16 protein-coding genes and 4 tRNA genes are annotated in these 17,945 nt (G+C 52.7%); 15 read left to right on the top strand and 5 right to left on the bottom strand.

The genetic code is table 11. From position 1 onward, the window contains the following. Positions 1 to 12 precede the first annotated feature (12 nt). The 4 genes from folC to purF are packed head-to-tail and all read left to right on the top strand — an operon-like array spanning position 13 to position 4,058. Positions 13 to 1,299, top strand: coding sequence for a bifunctional tetrahydrofolate synthase/dihydrofolate synthase (gene folC, locus ABC502_RS01980; protein WP_345914732.1), 1,287 nt, complete (start codon positions 13 to 15; stop codon positions 1,297 to 1,299). After that, complete coding sequence (locus ABC502_RS01975) at positions 1,296 to 1,949, top strand: SPOR domain-containing protein (RefSeq protein WP_345914731.1); 654 nt, start codon at positions 1,296 to 1,298, stop codon at positions 1,947 to 1,949. Before folC ends, ABC502_RS01975 begins: the two co-directional genes overlap by 4 nt. A gap of 58 nt (positions 1,950 to 2,007) precedes the next feature. Then, entirely contained in the window at positions 2,008 to 2,496 is a 489-nt protein-coding gene (locus ABC502_RS01970; RefSeq protein ID WP_330087873.1) for a CvpA family protein, read from the top strand. A 44-nt stretch (positions 2,497 to 2,540) separates the two neighbouring features. After that, the gene (gene purF, locus ABC502_RS01965; protein WP_330087872.1) at positions 2,541 to 4,058 is read left to right on the top strand and encodes an amidophosphoribosyltransferase; all 1,518 of its coding nucleotides are present in this window, start codon (positions 2,541 to 2,543) and stop codon (positions 4,056 to 4,058) included. Positions 4,059 to 4,118: 60 nt separating this feature from the next. Here the strand turns inward: purF and ABC502_RS01960 are convergent, their stop codons facing one another. Next, on the bottom strand, positions 4,119 to 4,718 hold the full coding sequence (locus tag ABC502_RS01960; protein WP_345914730.1) for a Yip1 family protein: 600 nt from the start codon (positions 4,716 to 4,718) through the stop codon (positions 4,119 to 4,121). Between the two features lie 228 nt (positions 4,719 to 4,946). Between ABC502_RS01960 and miaE the strand changes: the two genes are divergently transcribed. Further along, positions 4,947 to 5,720, top strand: coding sequence for a tRNA isopentenyl-2-thiomethyl-A-37 hydroxylase MiaE (gene miaE, locus ABC502_RS01955; protein WP_345914729.1), 774 nt, complete (start codon positions 4,947 to 4,949; stop codon positions 5,718 to 5,720). A gap of 100 nt (positions 5,721 to 5,820) precedes the next feature. After that, a complete protein-coding gene (locus tag ABC502_RS01950; RefSeq protein WP_330087869.1) occupies positions 5,821 to 5,991 on the top strand; it encodes a hypothetical protein in 171 nt (56 codons plus the stop codon). Between the two features lie 58 nt (positions 5,992 to 6,049). Here ABC502_RS01950 and ABC502_RS01945 read toward each other — a convergent pair whose 3' ends face one another. Continuing rightward, positions 6,050 to 6,787 (bottom strand): UDP-2,3-diacylglucosamine diphosphatase, encoded by a 738-nt coding sequence (locus tag ABC502_RS01945; protein ID WP_330087868.1) that lies wholly within the window; start codon positions 6,785 to 6,787, stop codon positions 6,050 to 6,052. After that, the gene (locus ABC502_RS01940; RefSeq protein WP_330087867.1) at positions 6,780 to 7,274 is read right to left on the bottom strand and encodes a peptidylprolyl isomerase; all 495 of its coding nucleotides are present in this window, start codon (positions 7,272 to 7,274) and stop codon (positions 6,780 to 6,782) included. Before ABC502_RS01940 ends, ABC502_RS01945 begins: the two co-directional genes overlap by 8 nt. A gap of 121 nt (positions 7,275 to 7,395) precedes the next feature. On the opposite strand from ABC502_RS01940, the gene cysS reads away from it, so the two are divergent. Continuing rightward, positions 7,396 to 8,796 carry a cysteine--tRNA ligase gene (gene cysS / locus ABC502_RS01935; protein WP_330087866.1) on the top strand — a complete coding sequence of 467 codons (1,401 nt, stop codon included), beginning with the start codon at positions 7,396 to 7,398 and terminating at the stop codon, positions 8,794 to 8,796. A gap of 166 nt (positions 8,797 to 8,962) precedes the next feature. Beyond that, entirely contained in the window at positions 8,963 to 10,534 is a 1,572-nt protein-coding gene (locus tag ABC502_RS01930; protein ID WP_330087865.1) for a PAS domain-containing methyl-accepting chemotaxis protein, read from the top strand. Positions 10,535 to 10,594: 60 nt separating this feature from the next. On the opposite strand, the gene folD is transcribed toward ABC502_RS01930, so the two are convergent. Beyond that, the gene (folD, locus tag ABC502_RS01925) at positions 10,595 to 11,455 is read right to left on the bottom strand and encodes a bifunctional methylenetetrahydrofolate dehydrogenase/methenyltetrahydrofolate cyclohydrolase FolD (RefSeq protein WP_345915126.1); all 861 of its coding nucleotides are present in this window, start codon (positions 11,453 to 11,455) and stop codon (positions 10,595 to 10,597) included. 233 nt (positions 11,456 to 11,688) lie between these two features. On the opposite strand from folD, the gene ABC502_RS01920 reads away from it, so the two are divergent. The 4 genes from ABC502_RS01920 to ABC502_RS01905 all read left to right on the top strand — a co-directional run bounded on the left by ABC502_RS01920 (position 11,689) and on the right by ABC502_RS01905 (position 12,068). Beyond that, positions 11,689 to 11,765: transfer RNA gene (locus ABC502_RS01920), tRNA-Pro, on the top strand. A gap of 30 nt (positions 11,766 to 11,795) precedes the next feature. Then, a tRNA-Arg gene (locus tag ABC502_RS01915) sits at positions 11,796 to 11,872 on the top strand. A gap of 28 nt (positions 11,873 to 11,900) precedes the next feature. Continuing rightward, a tRNA-His gene (locus ABC502_RS01910) sits at positions 11,901 to 11,976 on the top strand. 15 nt (positions 11,977 to 11,991) lie between these two features. Next, a tRNA-Pro gene (locus ABC502_RS01905) sits at positions 11,992 to 12,068 on the top strand. Between the two features lie 202 nt (positions 12,069 to 12,270). Here the strand turns inward: ABC502_RS01905 and ABC502_RS01900 are convergent. Then, positions 12,271 to 13,113: a LysR family transcriptional regulator gene (locus ABC502_RS01900; protein WP_345914728.1), complete on the bottom strand. Its 843-nt coding sequence runs from the start codon at positions 13,111 to 13,113 to the stop codon at positions 12,271 to 12,273. Positions 13,114 to 13,214: 101 nt separating this feature from the next. On the opposite strand from ABC502_RS01900, the gene ABC502_RS01895 reads away from it, so the two are divergent. From ABC502_RS01895 to ABC502_RS01885, 3 genes are read left to right on the top strand one after another with little or no spacing between them, the layout of a single operon-like run. After that, positions 13,215 to 14,390: an acyl-CoA dehydrogenase gene (locus ABC502_RS01895; protein WP_345914727.1), complete on the top strand. Its 1,176-nt coding sequence runs from the start codon at positions 13,215 to 13,217 to the stop codon at positions 14,388 to 14,390. A gap of 46 nt (positions 14,391 to 14,436) precedes the next feature. Continuing rightward, a complete protein-coding gene (locus tag ABC502_RS01890) occupies positions 14,437 to 16,662 on the top strand; it encodes a thiamine pyrophosphate-dependent enzyme (protein WP_345914726.1) in 2,226 nt (741 codons plus the stop codon). Next, positions 16,659 to 17,678: a malonyl CoA-ACP transacylase gene (locus tag ABC502_RS01885; RefSeq protein WP_345914725.1), complete on the top strand. Its 1,020-nt coding sequence runs from the start codon at positions 16,659 to 16,661 to the stop codon at positions 17,676 to 17,678. Before ABC502_RS01890 ends, ABC502_RS01885 begins: the two co-directional genes overlap by 4 nt. The last annotated feature ends 267 nt before the right edge of the window (positions 17,679 to 17,945 follow it).

The following is a 17,945-nucleotide window of genomic DNA, read 5'->3' as shown; positions in this document are numbered from 1 at the left end:
GCTCAGGGGTTTATGAGCACCTTCACCTCCCTTACCAGCCAATCGTGCCAGACTCTGGACGATTGGCTTTGCTTTATTGAGCAACAACATCCGCAGCATCAGATCGAGCTTGGTCTGGACCGTGTGCGGCAGGTTGCTGAGCGGGCTGCTTTGCAACAGTTACCTGGCCGGGTGGTATTGATTGCGGGTACCAATGGCAAAGGCACTACCGCACGTTGTATGGAACAATTGTTATTGGCGCAGGGTCATACTGTAGCCGTGTACAGTTCGCCGCATTTGTTGCGGTTTAATGAGCGTTTGCGTGTGAACCAGCAGGATGTCGCGGATGCCGACTGGGTGAAGGCGCTGGCTTTTATTGAACAGTTGCGTCAGGACATCGAGCTGACGTACTTTGAATTCACTACTTTGGCTGCTTTTTATCTAATTAAAGCGTACCAACCGGATGTAGCGCTGATCGAAGTGGGCTTAGGCGGGCGTTTGGATGCCACCAATATTGTTGAGCCCGATCTGAGTGTATTAACCACCATCGACCTGGATCACCAGGACTGGCTGGGCAGTGATCGTGAGAGCATTGGTCGGGAAAAAGCAGGGATTTTTCGGGCTAACAAACCGGCGGTGGTTGCTGAGCTGCAGCTACCAGCCAGTGTTATCGAGGTTGCTGCTAAGCTTGGAACTGAACTCAAATGCGCCGGAGTGGATTTTCAGTGGCGGCAACAGGCAACAGCCTGGCATTGGCAAAGTGAGGCTATAACCCTGGCTGAATTGCCGCTGGTGCCAGTGCCATTACAGAACGCTGCCACGGCCTTAAAAGCGCTATTACAACTGAATTTATTGCCACAGCCGGAAACCATCCGTCAGGCGTTGTCGCAAGTGACTTTGCCCGGGCGTATGCAATGGTTGCAACAACAGCCCGCAGTCTTGTTGGATGTTGCCCATAACCCTCAGTCCATTCAGTATCTGGCAGAGCAACTGCAGCAATTAAAGCCTCGGTTTAAGCGGATCTTTGCACTGTGCGGTATGATGCGGGATAAAGTGAAACCAAGGGCCCTGGATGCGGTGCTTGCATGGGTAGATCACTGGGCGCTGGTAAGTTTGCCGGGACCTCGTGGGGCTGATAGCGCATTATTGCAGGCGATAGTGCCTGCGGACACTAGTCTGCAATGCTATGACGATGTCTCTGCCGGTTATCGACAGCTACTGACGCAGTTGCAACACGATGATTTATTGCTGGTGTTCGGCTCTTTTGTTACTGTGTCTGCCGTACTGAGCCAGACAACACCCCCTGTGGAGGCAAAATGACACGAGCTTTTAAACAACGGTTATTGGGTGCCTGCATTTTAATGATTGCAGCCGTGGTGTTTTTACCCGATTTGCTGGATGGTGAAAAACAGGTGCTGAAAGACGACTTTGAACAAATTCCGGCCCGGCCAGAATTTCAGGGCGTGCAGGAACAACAACTGTTGGATACTGCCACTGTGCTAGCCCGGCGTGAGCAGGCTCTGGCGGAACCACAGGTTGATCTGGAGCCCTCAGATGCGGCGGCAACTACCACTGACAGCGATGAGTTGCCTTCTCAGCAGTATGCACAGGTGACTGTTGGCGAAGCGAACAACAGCACAGCCACCACTCAGCGTCCCCCAGCGTCAACGGCTGCCTCTGGCTCAGCAAATAATACAACCCAGGCACTGACGGAAAGAGCCTGGACGGTCCGGGTGGGGAGCTTTGGCCGGGTGCAAAATGCCGAAGAGTTGGTAAAACGCCTGAACGATGCTGGTTTTCGTACCTATACCCGACAAGTAACCAATAGCCAGGGAGTGCAGTTGACCAGTGTTTTTGTCGGGCCGGATCTCCGCCGCGATGCGTTGGAGCAGCGCTTAGCTGAACTGAGAGCCATTGCCCGTGATGATCGTCTGGTGATCAGCAACTACCAGCCGCTGGAAAATAATTAGGCAAGGGCCAGCGACTTTGGTAGAATGCGCGCCGTGATCAGGCATCCTTTGGAATTACATGGTTTGGATTGATTTTGTCATTCTGGCTATTATCGCCCTTTCAACGGTGATTAGTCTGGTGCGTGGCTTTGTCAAAGAAGCGGTCTCTTTGATCGTCTGGATCCTTGCCTTTTTTATAGCCAGTTATTATTACCCTCACCTGGCAGCCTATTTCACCAGCCTGGATGATGAAATTCTCCGTAACGCCCTGGCCATCGCTATTCTTTTCGTATGTTCTCTTATTCTTGGTGCCTTAATTAATTTTTTAATCAGCAAGTTGGTGCAGTCTACTGGCCTAAGTGGTACCGATAGGGTGCTGGGGCTTATTTTTGGGGCTCTGCGCGGTGTCTTGCTGGTCAGTGCGGTGTTATTTTTTGTCGATGCCTTTACCGGTGCCGGTAAAACCGATTGGTGGCAGAACTCCAAACTTATTCCTGAATTCCGATTTATCATTGAGTGGTTCTTCGATTATTTGCAGCATCACTCGAGTTTTATGCAACAGCCCTAATACCTGTTTGTTGTGGGTGATTAGTCTTAGGCGAGGAAAATTCCATGTGTGGTATTGTTGGTATTGTTGGTAAGTATCCGGTCAATCAGGCGCTGTACGATGGCCTGACGGTGTTGCAACACCGGGGACAAGATGCTGCTGGCATCGTGACGGTGGATAACAACACCTTGCGTTTGCGTAAAGCGAACGGTCTGGTGAAAGATGTGTTTCACACCCGCCATATGTTGCGCCTGTCCGGCAATATTGGCATCGGTCATGTTCGTTATCCAACGGCCGGCTCCTCCAGCACTGCCGAGGCACAGCCCTTTTATGTCAACAGTCCTTTTGGCATCGCTATGGCCCATAACGGCAATTTAACCAACTCAGAGCAATTGACCGAAGAAATTTTCCGCCGGGCGAGACGCCATATCAACACCACCTCGGATTCCGAGATCTTGCTGAATGTCTTTGCGCACGAATTGCAGCAGAACAATACCTTATCATTGACGGCAGAGGATGTGTTTCAGGCCGTTACTGCAGTACATCGTAAAGTCCGCGGCGGTTATGCCGTGGTATCCCTGATTATTGGCCATGGTTTGGTGGCTTTTCGTGATCCGAACGGTATCCGACCTCTGGTGATCGGTAAGCGTGATACGGAAGCGGGTACTGAGTACATGGTGGCGTCAGAGAGCGTTGCACTCGATACCGATGGTTTTACCGTAATGCGGGATGTGTACCCGGGTGAAGCGGTCTATATCACTGAAGACGGTGAGCTGTTTACCCAGCAGTGTGCTGAGAACCCAGGCTACAGCCCGTGCATTTTTGAGTACGTCTATTTTGCCCGGCCGGACTCCACCATCGACAATATCTCGGTCTATGCCTCGCGGGTGGCTATGGGCACCAAGTTGGGTGAAAAAATCAAACGTGATTGGTCGCATCTGGACATTGATGTGGTGATCCCAATTCCTGAAACCAGTAATGATGCTGCACTGCAAATTGCGCAGGAGCTTGATTTACCTTACCGTCAGGGTTTTGTAAAAAACCGCTACATTGGCCGTACTTTTATTATGCCGGGCCAGGTAGAGCGCAGAAAATCAGTGCGCCGCAAGTTGAATGCCATTCAACAGGAGTTCAAAGGTAAGAATGTTCTGTTGGTCGATGACTCCATTGTACGGGGCACTACCTCGCAGCAAATCATTGAAATGGCTCGTGATGCCGGTGCCAAGAAAGTATACTTTGCCTCTGCCGCGCCAGAAGTGCGCTTTCCGAATGTCTATGGCATCGATATGCCCTCTGCCAATGAACTGATTGCTCATGGTCATGATGTTGACAGTATCTGCGAAAACATCGGTGCTGATGGGTTGATCTTCCAATCACTGGAAGATTTGATTGCGGCTGTTCGTTCGGTCAATCCGGATATTAAGCGTTTCGAAACCTCGGTATTTGATGGGGTTTATGTCACCAATGACATCGATCAGGATTACCTGAACCGGTTGGATCAACAGCGCAGTGATGGGGCAAAGCACCGCAATGCTGCCATGGCGATGGCGACCAATCTGGAAACCTACAACGAAGCAGATTAAGCGTTTGCTGCAAAACACAAAAGCCGCAATTGCGGCTTTTGTGTTATCTGTAAAGGTTCATTAGTGTGTAAAGGCCGGACCAAAGCCGGAACTCCACAAGATGGCAGTACCGGTTAGTACACATACCAGCAGAATCAAACCACAGGTCACCACTGAGCTGGCGTAAATAAAACCACGCTCTTCCGGAATATGCATCAAAATGGGTACTCCTACATACAGTAGATACACCGAGTACGCCAATCCAGCCAGCCCGACCAGCATCACAAACCACAGCTCTGGGTACAAGGCAGCAAAGCCTACCATAAACAAGGGGGTGGAAGTATAGGCTGCCAGCTCCAGAGTTTGGGTATAGGTTGGTTCAGAGCCAAAAGTATGCGCCATCCAATGTGCCAGAAAGGCCAGTGCAAAGACGCCAGCAATCAAGGCAAAGTACATGGCAACTGACAGCATCAGGGCACTGTCCGAGGTTAATTTAATGGTATCACCAACGCCGATACTCCAGCCGATATGCACGGCCGAGTAATAAGCACAGATGGATGGAATTAGCGCAATAATCAAAATGTGCGCCAGGCTGTAACGAAAACTTTCATGGCGCTGGTCGATGGTATGCCACTCTTCTTTCGGGTGGGCATAGAGTCCCCATAGGTGGTTCAATATCATAATTATTATCCTTCACACTGCCTATAACTTAAGCAATTGGTACTGTTGTACCAATCGGGCTATACCAGAGTACCTCCTAGGTATAGTTCAGTTATGGCCAAATTTTGTCCGGTCGTCAAGTTATGTTGCACAAAATTTGATCCGGATCAGTTTTGGCCGCCTGATAGCTGGTTGCTTGAGCTTGAAAACGTTATAATGCCGTTTTTTTACAAAGCTGTAGATGCATTGATGAATACTGCCGAACTAGCTGTGTTGCTGGCTCCCATCCACCAGTTTTTGCACTGCCGAACGCCGGATGTCTGGCTTGAGCGTGCTGCCTTGCCTGAGCAATTACCGGCTTTGTTGATTGACCATATGCATTGCGAGCTAAAAGCAGCGCAAAGTGCTGCTTTGTTAATTCGCCGCTATGCCACAGATAACGATTCTGCTAAATCTTTGCTGGCTTGGCTGAAGCCTTACGAGGACTTTGTCTATCGGAAAGTAGGAGATGGCCATTTTACCCAAAGCAAAAATGCGCTGATAGGTGAACTCCATGCTAAGGGAACGCAGCCTTGGCAACAGCAAGTGCTGGATAAAATGGTGCGCTTGATTAAAGAGGAGTTGCATCACTTTGAGCAGGTACTGGCTTTTATCCGTCAGCGTGGTATTGCCATCCAGCCCCTGAGTGCTGCCGGCTATGCTTCGGGCTTATTGCGGCATGTGCGTAGCCGGGATCCGGCCATGCTGGTCGATAAACTGATTATTGGGGCTTTGATTGAAGCCCGCTCCTGTGAGCGTTTTGCCGCTTTGGCTCCTTTGCTGGATGACGAGTTACAGCGTTTTTATATCTCTTTGCTGCGCTCGGAAGCGCGTCATTACCAGGACTACCTGCAACTGGCCGCCGACATCAGTGCTGAGCCGATTGATGAACGGGTGCAGCAACTGGCGGCGATTGAAGCGACGCTGATTTTACAGCCTGATGTTGAGTTTCGTTTTCACAGTGGGGTGCCGGTAGCTGCTTAAAAGCTGTGCTGCTTGATAAATAACCAGTTGTCGATTAAGCTTAGCTTCAGCATCGATGGATTATGATGCTTGTGTACGCTACCGGTGAAGGAGACACACCATGAATGCACTACCACAACCGCAAGAGACTGCCCGCAGTTCAAATCAACCCAAAGACCATTACCAACCAGCACGTCGCCATTTTGGTGAGGCGCCATCCTTATTGGCTGGTAATAAACCTTTTAGTGAGCGGCCAGAGTTAGAGCCAACCGCTATCCTCGGCTACAACTAAGTGAGCCGCCAGTTCCGACGGTTGGTTGCTTTGTATGCAGGATCTTACAGCTCGTGCCTTACAGATCCTGAAAGAACAGCTGCCAGTCGTCGGCACTGACTTTCAAATAGCTGGCTTGCTGGTACCAATCACCCAGCACATAGCGCTGGCCAGGCCCTTGCGCCAGGGGGACCTGGTGTACTTTGGGTCGGTGGGTGTGGCCATGGATCAGATGGCGCACTCCAGCTTCTTCCATCACCCGCACCACTTCTTCCGGGGTCACATCCATAATCTGATGGGCGGCACCGGATAACGTTGCTTTATACGCTGCACTTTTACGGCGGGCTTTTTTGGCCAGGTGTTGGCGATACCAGAGCGGCATGGATAACATCAGGTTTTGCCACCAGCGCTGATCCCACCAGCGGCGAAACTTTTGGTAGTCGAGATCCAAGGTACAGAGGCTATCACCATGCATAATCAGGGTAGGGGTACCGTACAGCTCAACGACCTTGTGCGCCGGTAATAACTGCATGCCGGCACTTTCCGCGTAGCGCTCACGTAGCAAAAAGTCACGATTACCGTGAATAAAGTACACCGGTATCTGCTGGCTTAATTGCTTTAGCTGGCTGGCAACCTCGCTGAGCAGTGGTTCCGGGTTATCATCGCCAATCCAGACTTCAAACAAATCGCCTAAAATATAGAGCGCATCCGCCTGTACGGCATCTTGCTGAAGAAACTGCAGGAAAGCGCTGGTGATATCGGCTCGCTCAGCGCTTAAATGCAGATCGGCTATAAACAGTGTGTGCGGCTTAGCCATTCAGCTCAGCGCGCTCAATCACCACCGGCTCGGTAGGAACATCGGCGTGAGGGCCATGGCGACCAGTTTGTACCGCCGTGATTTTCTCCACTACATCCATGCCAGCACTGACTTTGCCAAATACACAGTAGCCCCAGCCCTGGCTGTTTTCTGCCCGGAAGTTCAGGAAGTCGTTATCTGCCACATTGATAAAAAACTGGCAGGTGGCTGAGTGTGGATCCGAAGTACGGGCCATGGCAATGGTGCCAAGAGTATTGGCTACCTGGTTGTTGGCTTCGTTTTTAATGGCTGCTTTGGTGGGCTTTTGCTGCATATCGCTGGTAAAGCCACCACCCTGGATCATAAAGCCCGGGATCACCCGGTGAAAAATGGTGCCATCAAAAAAGCCGTCTTTCACGTAGCTTAAAAAGTTCTCGACCGTGGCAGGTGCTTTGTCGGCGAAGAGTTCCAGCGTAATGACGCCAAAATTGGTATGCAATTGAACCATGGGATTTTCCTTCTAAGAAAAAAAGCCATTGTAGCCTTTTTTTGCCTGTTGCGACATAGCGCGAAAGGGCGGTGCGGTGCTAAACTAGCGCTTTCGTTCAAAGAGCAGGCAGGAGTCACGAGTGCAGATCTTCAATACCCTTACCCGACAAAAAGAGACCTTTCAACCACTGGTCGAAGGTAAAGTGGGTCTTTATGTGTGTGGTATCACGATCTACGACTACTGTCATATTGGCCATGCCCGCACCTACGTGGCTTTTGATGTGATCAATCGCTATTTGCGTTTTTCCGGCTACGATGTCACCTATGTGCGCAATATCACCGATGTGGATGATAAAATCATCAAGCGGGCAGCAGAAAACAATGAAAGTTGCGATGCACTTACCGCGCGCTTTACCAAGGCCATGCACGAAGACTTCGAAGCACTTGGTTTATTGCCTGCGGATATTGAGCCAACCGTTACCGGCCATATGCAGCCGATTATTGAGCTTATTCAGACACTGCAAGACAAAGGTTATGCCTATGTCAGCAAAGATGGCGATGTGCTGTTTGATGTTAGCAAGTACGATGCTTATGGTAAGTTGAGTCAACAGAACCTGGAGATGCTGCAGGCCGGTGCCCGGGTGGATGTCAATGACAACAAAGATGACCCGCTGGATTTTGTGTTATGGAAATCAGCTAAGCCGGGCGAGCCCAGCTGGGAGTCTCCCTGGGGCAAAGGTAGACCAGGCTGGCACATTGAATGTTCAGCCATGAGTGCCTGCCACCTGGGATCGCATTTTGATATTCATGGCGGTGGCTCGGATTTGCAGTTCCCGCACCACGAAAATGAGATTGCCCAGTCTACCTGTGCTCATGACAGCAAATACGCCAATACCTGGATCCACACCGGCATGGTGCAGGTGGATAAAGAAAAAATGTCCAAGTCGCTCGGCAACTTCTTCACGGTGCGTGAAGTCTTGGCGAAATACAATGCTGAGTCGGTACGTTATTTCTTGCTCTCAAGCCACTACCGCAGCCAGCTGAATTACAGTACCGAAAACCTCGAACAGGCGCATGCAGCACTCAGCCGTTTGTACACGGTACTGCGTGATTTGCCGCCAGCAGAAGAAGTCGAGCTGAGTGATGACGAAAGCTTGCAGTATGTCGATCGCTTTCAGCAAGCGATGGATGATGACTTTAATACGCCGGAAGCCTTGCCGGTACTGTTTGAGCTGGCGCGTGAAGCCAATCGCTGCAAAGACACTGATGTAGAAAAAGCACGCCAACTTGCAAGTCTGCTGCATATGCTGGGCGGCGTGCTGGGCATTTTACAAGGCGATGCCGGTGCATTCTTGCAGGGTGGCACAGCGGGTGCTCAGCAACAGGATGATGTGGCCGATATCGAAGCTCTGATCACCAAACGGAATAATGCCCGTGCGGAGAAAAACTGGGCTGCCGCGGATGCGGCCCGTGATCAACTCAGCGCTATGGGGATTATTCTGGAAGATAAAAATGGTGTTACCAGTTGGCGTCGTAGCTAATCTTTAAGAACTTAGCCCCTTGGATTCAGGCCACCAGCAAAACTGGTGGCCTGTTTTATTTCAGCTAGGCTTAATGGAGCCTGTAAGCCTGTCAGAGCAAACTACCTAAAAGGTGGTATACTGTTGATCCGGCGAAGAAAGTTAAAGCTAATTTTAAGGTAGGCGTATGCGCAATAACCAGCCAGTGACACAGCGAGAGCGGACATTTCCTAAAGAACAAAAGCTGATTTCAGCCACAGATACCAAAGGGGTGATTCAATACTGCAACGATGCCTTTGTTGAAATCAGTGGCTTCAGCCGTGAAGAGCTGATTGGCCAGCCGCACAACATTGTACGTCATCCGGATATGCCGACAGGGGCATACCAGGCCATGTGGTCGTATTTAAAGCAAGGCAAGCCCTGGATGGGATTGGTTAAAAACCGGTGTAAGAATGGCGACTACTACTGGGTAAATGCCTATGTGACGCCGGTGCATCAGAATGGCAAAGTTATCGGCTATGAGTCGGTGCGTGTTTGCCCTAAGCGTGACGATGTAGCGCGGGCAGAGGCTTTGTACGAACGTATTCGCACAGGTCAGTCAACTGATACCTGGCTGGCAAAAGCAAAGCGTTGGCTGCAAGTGAGCTGGGTACCGGCGACAGCGCTGCTGCTGGCTTTTGGCTTGTGGCAATTGGTTGGGGTGGGGGCTGCCGCCGTCTCTTTGGCTGCAACAACTTTGTTGGTGTATGCGCTATCCCAGTGGCAGTGTGCTGCCCGGCTTGGCCGGCTCGACGCTCTTTTGCCCCAAGCTTTTCGGGACCCTTTGGCCATGTTGTCTTACACCGACGCCAAAGGGGTAGAAGCATCTTTTGAGGTTGCTATTTTGGCAGAGCAGGCGCACTTGACTACCGTACTGACGCGCATTGAAGATGCTGCTGAACGGGTGTCTGGTTTTTCTACCGATGCCAAGGTGACGTCTGAGCAAGCCATTGCCCAGATTGGCCGGCAACAACAAGAGACCGAACAGGTGGCAACGGCGATGAATGAAATGACCACCACCATTGCCGAAGTGTCGGTGCATGTACAGGAAACAGCTTCGCAAGCCGATGATGCCGACAAGTTGGCACAATCCGGCTTGCAAATTGCCGGTGATACCCGTGGTGCCATCGTGCATCTGCAGCAGTCGGTCAATCAGATCAGCAATTCGGTGCAGGAGCTGGCGGCACAAACTGGCAGTATTGCTAAAGCCGCGCAAATTATTGAGCAAATTGCCGATCAAACCAATTTGCTGGCTTTGAATGCGGCCATTGAAGCGGCCCGGGCCGGTGAGCAGGGCCGTGGTTTTGCGGTAGTTGCTGATGAAGTGCGGCAACTGGCGGCACGCACGACTGAGTCCACCAAAGACATTCATGGCATTATCACCGAGCTAACCCGTAAAGCCGAAGCGGCTGTGCATGTTGCCGAAGCAGGTAAGGGCGATGCCGACAAAGGTGTCGCTATGGTAGCCGATGCAGAAAAAATGCTGGATGGCATCAGTCAGGCCATTAACAGCATTGCTGCTATGGCAATGCAAATGGCGACTGCCGTCGAGCAGCAGGCGCATGTGGCCGATGATATTAACCGTCAGGTGGTGAGTATCTCAGAACTGGCACAGGACAGCACCGGCAAAGGCCAGCATGCAGCCGACAGTGTGTCCCGCTTGCAAGGTACAGCGCATGATTTAAAAGATTTGGTGCAGCGTTTTAGCCGGCTGCATTAAAGTAAAGCAAAGGCTTTTCTGAAAAAACGCAGCAAGTTGCTGCGTTTTTTTGTACTTAGATTAAGGCTGGTCGTGATAGCGCTCGCAGGCTTCCAGCGTGTTTTCAATCAGACAGGCGACGGTCATAGGACCAACACCACCCGGTACCGGGGTGATAAAGGCAGCACGCTCGGCGGCTGTAGCAAAGCCAACATCGCCTACCAGCTTGCCTGATGGCAGCCGGTTGATGCCAACATCAATCACCAGGGCACCGGGTTTTATCCAGTCACCCGGAATAAAGTCGGGCTTGCCCACGGCAACCACTAAAAGCTCAGCCTGGCGCACATGGTATTCCAGATCGCGGGTAAAACGATGGCAAATGGTGGTGGTGCATCCTGCCAGCAGTAGCTCCAATCCCATTGGCCGGCCAACGATATTGGAAGCACCTACTACGACTGCATGCAAGCCTTTAATGTTCTGACCGGTGCTTTCCAGCAGCGCAATAATGCCTTTGGGGGTACAGGGGCGCAGTGCCGGCATCCGCTGGGCCAACCGGCCGATATTGTAGGGATGAAAGCCATCGACATCTTTGTGCGGATGAATGCGCTCTAAAATCAGCGATGCATCCAGTCCGGCTGGTAGCGGTAATTGTACTAAGATGCCATCCACCTCTGGATCCTGGTTCAGTTGATCAACTAAATCCAGCAGTTGTTGCTCGGAGCTGTCAGCGGGTAAATCGTAAGAAAAGGAGCGAAAACCAACTTCGTCACAGCTTTTGCGTTTGCTGCCAACATACACCTGGGATGCCGGATCCTGGCCTACCAGCACCACGGCAAGGCCGGGAGCGCGTTTGCCTTGCTGAATTCTGCTTTGTACTTTGGCGGCGACTTTGGCTTTTATCGACTGGGCGACGGCTTTACCATCGATCAACTGGGCGGTCATAACTTTTCTCAGCATAAGTGAATGCTGTTATTTTCTCATACCCACCGGCGGATGACCAGAGACTTGCGGTTGATCCAACCGAATGGTGTTGGCGTAATGTTTTGTGGTTAATTTTGCTTTTGTCGCCCGCCTGGTATAAATAAGCAGCAATTGATTGTCTGGACAAAAAAAAGGTTTGACGATACCTTGTCCGGGCGTTAATATTCCGCCCCGTTGCAGCGATGCAGCACAGTCGGTGATTGGCGCAGCTTGGTAGCGCACTTGGTTTGGGTCCAAGGGGTCGCAGGTTCAAATCCTGCATCACCGACCACTATCTCTCCCGCGTAGGCGTTTGACATGTGCGCCCGTAGCTCAGTTGGATAGAGCAACGGCCTTCTAAGCCGTGGGTCATAGGTTCGAATCCTATCGGGCGCGCCATTTGGGTGCAAGGCAAGTTTACATTGTGGTGGTTGTAGCTCAGTTGGTAGAGCCCCGGATTGTGATTCCGGTTGTCGTGGGTTCGAGCCCCATCATCCACCCCAACTCGTTCGAAATGTCGGTGATTGGCGCAGCTTGGTAGCGCACTTGGTTTGGGTCCAAGGGGTCGCAGGTTCAAATCCTGCATCACCGACCATTTCTCCTCTCTTTTTCTATCATTCAAATTATTAGTTATTCTTGCTTGCTATGTTCTTCGTAGCACGGCCAGGCTGGCGGATCTTTTTCCGGAACACGCTGTGAACCCATCCCTGGGCGCTCTTGACACGCCGTCCGGGCGTGTCAGGTTTCCGGAAAAAGTCCGTCCAGCCTGGCCTGATCCGGACTCAGCGTTTGGTTAGCTAGGGAACAGCCAGCTTTTGACAAAGCCGTAATAAGGTCTCCAGTGCCAAACCACTGGCTTGCACTGGGCTGTAGGCCAAACCTATCCGCCGTTCCAGCCCTGTTATGGCAATAGGGCGCAGTACCAGATCCTGGCGTTGTTGCAATTGCTCAAAATCCGGCACCAAAGCACAAGCCACTCCAGCGGATACCAAACCAAGCGCATACTCAATGGTATGAATATCGGCCCGGATATCCGGTTTGATGCCTTGACGCACCAACTCTGGATACAACTTTTGCCAGGCTTCACAAGGGGTACGTTTAATCAGGGCCAGCCCGGAGAAATCCTGCAAATGGATCTGTTGTTTAAGCGCTAACGGGTGGCCGGCTGGCAAGGCCAGCTGAAAGTGGTCATGGTACATCGGCTGAAATTGTTCGCCACTTTTTAACAGTTCCGGGCTGATAATGCGGGCATCACAAGGATCATCCGGCTCCACCAGCTGCAACTCCAGGCCGGGTAATTGCAGGCTGAACTGTCGTAATAAGTCACTCATTCGCTCAACGCCCAGCGCTCGAATTAAGCCAAGCCGAAAACGAATTTTATCGACCGGTTCGGTAAAAGAGCGCTGCAGCGCCTGAAACTGCCCCAGCAACCGGCAGGCATGGCCATAGAGCCGCTCGCCATCCTCGGTCGGGGTAACCCCTTTGGGCTGGCGCAGAAACAAAGTGACATTCAGTTGCTGCTCCAACTGGCGAATGGCGGCCGAAAGCGAAGGCTGGGCTACAAAGCACTGGCGCGAAGCGGCGCTGACACTGCCTTGTTCGTACACCGCGACAAAATACTTCAGATGGCGTATATCCATAGTTTAAATCTATACCAGATACCAAAATAATATATTTTAACTTTACACCAAGGCTGGCTAATCTGGCTAGTAACCGATCTGTTTTTTAAGGAAAACACACCATGAGCAGAGCCCCATTCAACTGGCAAGACCCGTTCCATTTATCCGACATGCTGAGCGAAGAAGAGCGGATGATCCGCGACAGCGCCCATCAGTATTGCCAGGAGCGGTTGATGCCGCGCATTTTGCTGGCTAACCGTAACGAACACTTCGATCGCGCCATTATGACGGAATTGGGCGAGCTCGGCCTGCTGGGGGCTACCTTACCGGAAGAATATGGCTGCGCTGGCGTAAACCATGTCTGTTATGGGCTGGTTGCCCGTGAAGTAGAGCGGGTCGACAGTGGCTACCGCAGTGCCATGAGTGTGCAATCCTCCCTGGTGATGCACCCCATTCATGCCTATGGCACCGAAGCCCAGCGTCAAAAGTACCTGCCGAAACTAGCCACCGGTGAATGGGTAGGTTGCTTTGGTTTGACCGAGCCGGATGCAGGCTCTGATCCGGCCAGCATGCGGACCACGGCTAAGAAAATTGATGGCGGCTATCTGCTAAACGGCAGCAAGATGTGGATCACCAACTCGCCAATTGCCGATGTGTTTGTGGTCTGGGCCAAACTGGACGGTGAAATCCGTGGCTTTGTGCTCGATAAAGGTTTAAAGGGCCTGAGCGCACCGAAAATTGAAGGCAAGTTTTCGCTGCGTGCTTCCATCACTGGCGAAATCGTGATGGATCAGGTGGAAGTCACCGAAGAGGCATTATTGCCTAATGTCAGTGGTTTGAAAGGCCCCTTTGGTTGCTTGAACAAAGCCCGTTATGGCATTGCCTGGGGCGCGCTAGGCGCCGCCGAATTCTGCTGGCATGCAGCCCGTCAGTACACCCTGGATCGTACCCAATTCAACCGGCCACTGGCAGCCACTCAACTGGTGCAGAAAAAACTGGCCGATATGCAAACCGACATCAGCTTGGGGCTGCTGGGTTGTTTGCAGGCTGGGCGCCTGATGGATGCCGGTACCCTGGCACCGGAGACCATTTCACTGATTAAACGCAACTCCTGTGGCAAGGCGCTGGACATCGCCCGTCAGGCCCGCGACATGCACGGTGGCAACGGCATCGCCGATGAATACCATGTGATCCGCCATGTAATGAACCTGGAGGCAGTCAATACCTACGAAGGCACCCATGATGTGCATGCCTTGATCTTAGGCCGTGCCCAAACTGGTTTACAGGCTTTCGGTTAACAGTCCCTTGGGGCTTAGGCCCCAATACGATCCAACAGGAGTTCCGATGGCCAGTTCACAGCATCCCTGGCTGCAGGCCTATTTGCAGCGTATCGAGCAGCAGCAGTTACCCGAAGTTGCTGCCAGTCGGGGTGATTTAGCCCCAGCCTTGTTGTTTCAGTTGTTTGAAAGCCAGCTGCAAAGCCGCTTGCTGGATTTACGCTCGCGGCTGATGCAAGCCAAGGGGCAGAGTTTTTACACCATCGGCAGCAGCGGCCATGAAGCCAATGCCGCCGTTGCCGCAGCACTTCGCCCGACCGATCCGGCTTTTCTGCATTACCGCAGCGGTGCCTTTTTTATACAGCGCAGCAAGCAGGTGGAAGGCCAGACACCGCTGTACGATATGCTGCTGTCATTCGCCGCCTCGGCCGAGGATCCTATTTCCGGTGGCCGCCACAAGGTACTTGGCAGCCTGGCGCTAAATATACCGCCCCAAACCAGCACCATAGCGTCGCACTTGCCCAAAGCCGTTGGGACGGCGTTTGCCATTGCGCTTTCCAAGCGCTTGCAGCACCAGGGCAGCTGGCCGCATGACAGCATTGCTTACTGCAGCTTTGGCGATGCCTCGCTCAATCACTCCACCACCCAAGGGGCTTTGAATGCCGCTTGTTGGGCTGCTTTTCAGCAGGTGCCGGTGCCGGTGCTTTTTGTTTGCGAAGATAATGGGCTGGGTATTTCCACCCCAAGTCCCACCGGTTGGGTGCAGCAAAACCTGAACAACCGACCAGGTCTGACGTATTTTCATGCCGATGGCCGCGATCTTGCCGGCACCTATCAGGTGGCGCAGCAAGCCGCCATTTATGTGCGGCGCTACCGCAAACCAGCCGTACTGCATTTGGCCACAGTACGACTGTTTGGCCACGCCGGCTCCGATGCGGAAGTGGCCTATCGCAAAAAAGAACGGATTGCCGATGAGCTGGAGCTGGATCCTTTGCTGTTTAGCACGGCACAGATCCTCGAGCAGGGCTGGATGAACCCGACTGAGCTAAGCGACTGGGTGCAGGCGCTGGATCAGCGCATTGAGCGCATTGCCGAACAGGCCAGCAGCCGGCCAAAACTGAACTCAGCCGCAGCGGTGATGGCGTCCATCGCACCAGATCGGCCAGCACAGCCATTGCCAGCGCTACCGGATGCGGCTCTGCGCCAGGATTTATTTGCGTTTGATAAACACAATCAAGGCAAACCGCAGCATCTGGCCAAGCTGCTGAACTGGGCGCTGCACGATCTGATGGCGCAATACCCTGAGATAGTGCTCTGTGGTGAAGACATTGCCAAAAAGGGTGGGGTGTACAACGTGACTCAGCATTTGGTGCATGCCTTTGGCTACAATCGGGTGATCAACACCTTGCTGGATGAGCAAAGCATCCTGGGGCTGGCAATAGGGCTGGCGCAGCAGGGCTTTGTCGCCATGCCGGAAATTCAGTTTCTGGCTTATGTGCACAATGCCGAGGATCAAATTCGGGGTGAGGCGGCCACTCTGCCGTTTTTCTCCAATGGCCAGTACCACAATGGCATGGTGATCCGTATTGCCGGCCTGGCTTACCAGAAAGGTTTTGGCGGTCATTTTCATAACGACAACTCCTTTGCGGTGTTCCGGGATATTCCTGGTCTTATTCTACTGTGCCCGTCCCATGGCGAAGATGCGGCTTTGCTGCTGCGCCAGGCGGTGCGGCTGGCACACGAGCAAAAGCGGCTGGTGGTTTTTTTGGAGCCGATAGCACTTTATATGACGCGGGATCTGCTGCAGCCGGGCGATGGCCTCTGGCTGCGTGATTACCCAAGCCCGGATACGCCACTGCCCGCTTTAGGCGAGCCTGCGGTGTTTGGTGATGGCAAGGAGCTCTGCATTCTGAGCTACGGCAATGGCTATTATCTGTCACGCCAGGCCGAGTTGGATTTGCGAGCCAAAGGCTATGCACTGCGGCTGTTGGATCTTCGCTGCCTGATCCCATTGCAGCTGGATGCCATCCTCAGCGCCATCGGGCCTTGCAGCAAGTTGTTGATGGTTGATGAGTGCCGTCGCCGCGGCTCAGTCAGTGAAGAGCTGATGACCTTGCTGCATGAAGCCAAACCCGGACAGTTTCAGATGGAACGGATCACGGGCGAAGACAGCTTTATTCCGCTTGGGGCTGCTGCCTATCAGGTGCTGCCATCGAAAGAGCAGATCATCGCCAGCATCCAGCGCATGCTGGGTTCAGGGGCAAACACAGAACCACAGGAGCGCAGAGCATGAAAAAAACCGCTGTGGTGGTATGCCCGGGGCGGGGCAGTTACAACAAACCGGAGCTTGGCAGCATTGGCCGCTGGCATGGCGATAAAGCCGCTGTGCTTGCTGAGCTCGATAAAGTGCGGGCTGAGCTTAGTCTGGCTAGCATTGCTGAGCTGGATGGTGCGGCGCATTATGCCAGCCGGCTGCATCAACAGGCAGAAAACGCTGCCGGCCTTATTTTCAGTGCCGGTCTGTTGGATTATCAGAGCATCAATCCGGCAGAGTACGAGGTGGTGGCTATTACCGGCAATTCGATGGGCTGGTACACGGCCCTTGGCTGCGCCGGTGTCTGGCACCCGGCGGCCGCGATGCAGTATGTCTGCCAGATGGCTACACTCACCGCTGGCGCAGCAGGAGGTCAGTGCATTTACCCACTGGTCAACAGCGATTGGCAACCCGACGCGGAAAAAATTGCGCTGGTCAAGGCGCTGCTGGCCGACTATGCCGGTGAGCTGTTCGAATCGATTCGCTTTGGCGGCTATGCGGTGCTGGCAGGCAGTGAAACAGCAATGCAAGCTGTGCTCAGCCGGTTACCCAAAGTCGATGAGCGTTTCCCGCTGCTGTTACCTGGCCATGCCGCCTTCCACTCACCATTGATGGCAGAGGCCGCTAGCAAAGCCATGGCCGCGATCCCTGAGAGCGCTTTTGACCGGCCCAGGCTGCCGTTAATCGACGGTTGTGGCCACATCTGGCAGCCTTATAGCACCGAGGCCGCAGCGCTCAAACGCTACACCCTGGATCGCCAGGTGCAGGGCTGTTACGATTTTGGCCTGGCGATTGAAGTCGCGGTTAAGGAGTTTGCTCCTGATGCACTTATTCTGCTTGGGCCGGGCAGCAGCTTAGGGGGCGCGGTGGCACAAAGCCTGATCCGGCTGAACTGGCAGGGGCTTGGCAGCAAAGCCGATTTCAGTGCCCGCCAGCAACAGGACCCGTTGTTGCTTTCGATGGGGCTGGCCGAGCAGCGCAGCCTGGTGCTGTAACTGCTGCTTTATTGCAGTGCCTGAGCACTCCCTTAGATTGTTCAACCACTGCTATCCTTTAGAACCGCAGTCGGGATGCTGCGGTTTTTGTAATTTTATTACAGAATAATAAAGCGGGATAATACTACTGTTTTGGCCAAAAAATAAGCGCTAATCAGTTTTGCGTGAGTAAATTCATGTTTAATATAGGTATTTTTGTAGGTTATAGTGTCTATAAGTTAGCTGCTTTCTGAAAGCCGGTGGTGCCGAGTTACAAAATTTGCTATC

Source organism: Alkalimonas sp. NCh-2, assembly GCF_039631345.1.
Taxonomy (GTDB): Bacteria; Pseudomonadota; Gammaproteobacteria; order Enterobacterales; family Alteromonadaceae; genus Alkalimonas; species Alkalimonas mucilaginosa.
Note: the sequence above shows the minus strand (reverse complement) of the source record. Positions and strands in the feature narration are given on the sequence as shown.

Excerpts from the sequence above, each read along its gene's own strand:
- ABC502_RS01900 (WP_345914728.1), bottom strand. The coding sequence starts at position 13,113 with ATGGATATACGCCATCTGAAGTATTTTGTCGCGGTGTACGAACAAGGC.
- ABC502_RS01895 (WP_345914727.1), top strand. The coding sequence starts at position 13,215 with ATGAGCAGAGCCCCATTCAACTGGCAAGACCCGTTCCATTTATCCGAC.
- purF (WP_330087872.1), top strand. The coding sequence starts at position 2,541 with ATGTGTGGTATTGTTGGTATTGTTGGTAAGTATCCGGTCAATCAGGCG.
- ABC502_RS01970 (WP_330087873.1), top strand. The coding sequence starts at position 2,008 with ATGGTTTGGATTGATTTTGTCATTCTGGCTATTATCGCCCTTTCAACG.
- folD (WP_345915126.1), bottom strand. The coding sequence starts at position 11,455 with ATGACCGCCCAGTTGATCGATGGTAAAGCCGTCGCCCAGTCGATAAAA.
- ABC502_RS01940 (WP_330087867.1), bottom strand. The coding sequence starts at position 7,274 with ATGGTTCAATTGCATACCAATTTTGGCGTCATTACGCTGGAACTCTTC.
- folC (WP_345914732.1), top strand. The coding sequence starts at position 13 with ATGAGCACCTTCACCTCCCTTACCAGCCAATCGTGCCAGACTCTGGAC.
- ABC502_RS01960 (WP_345914730.1), bottom strand. The coding sequence starts at position 4,718 with ATGATATTGAACCACCTATGGGGACTCTATGCCCACCCGAAAGAAGAG.
- ABC502_RS01930 (WP_330087865.1), top strand. The coding sequence starts at position 8,963 with ATGCGCAATAACCAGCCAGTGACACAGCGAGAGCGGACATTTCCTAAA.
- ABC502_RS01975 (WP_345914731.1), top strand. The coding sequence starts at position 1,296 with ATGACACGAGCTTTTAAACAACGGTTATTGGGTGCCTGCATTTTAATG.
- miaE (WP_345914729.1), top strand. The coding sequence starts at position 4,947 with ATGAATACTGCCGAACTAGCTGTGTTGCTGGCTCCCATCCACCAGTTT.
- ABC502_RS01950 (WP_330087869.1), top strand. The coding sequence starts at position 5,821 with ATGAATGCACTACCACAACCGCAAGAGACTGCCCGCAGTTCAAATCAA.
- ABC502_RS01885 (WP_345914725.1), top strand. The coding sequence starts at position 16,659 with ATGAAAAAAACCGCTGTGGTGGTATGCCCGGGGCGGGGCAGTTACAAC.
- ABC502_RS01945 (WP_330087868.1), bottom strand. The coding sequence starts at position 6,787 with ATGGCTAAGCCGCACACACTGTTTATAGCCGATCTGCATTTAAGCGCT.
- ABC502_RS01890 (WP_345914726.1), top strand. The coding sequence starts at position 14,437 with ATGGCCAGTTCACAGCATCCCTGGCTGCAGGCCTATTTGCAGCGTATC.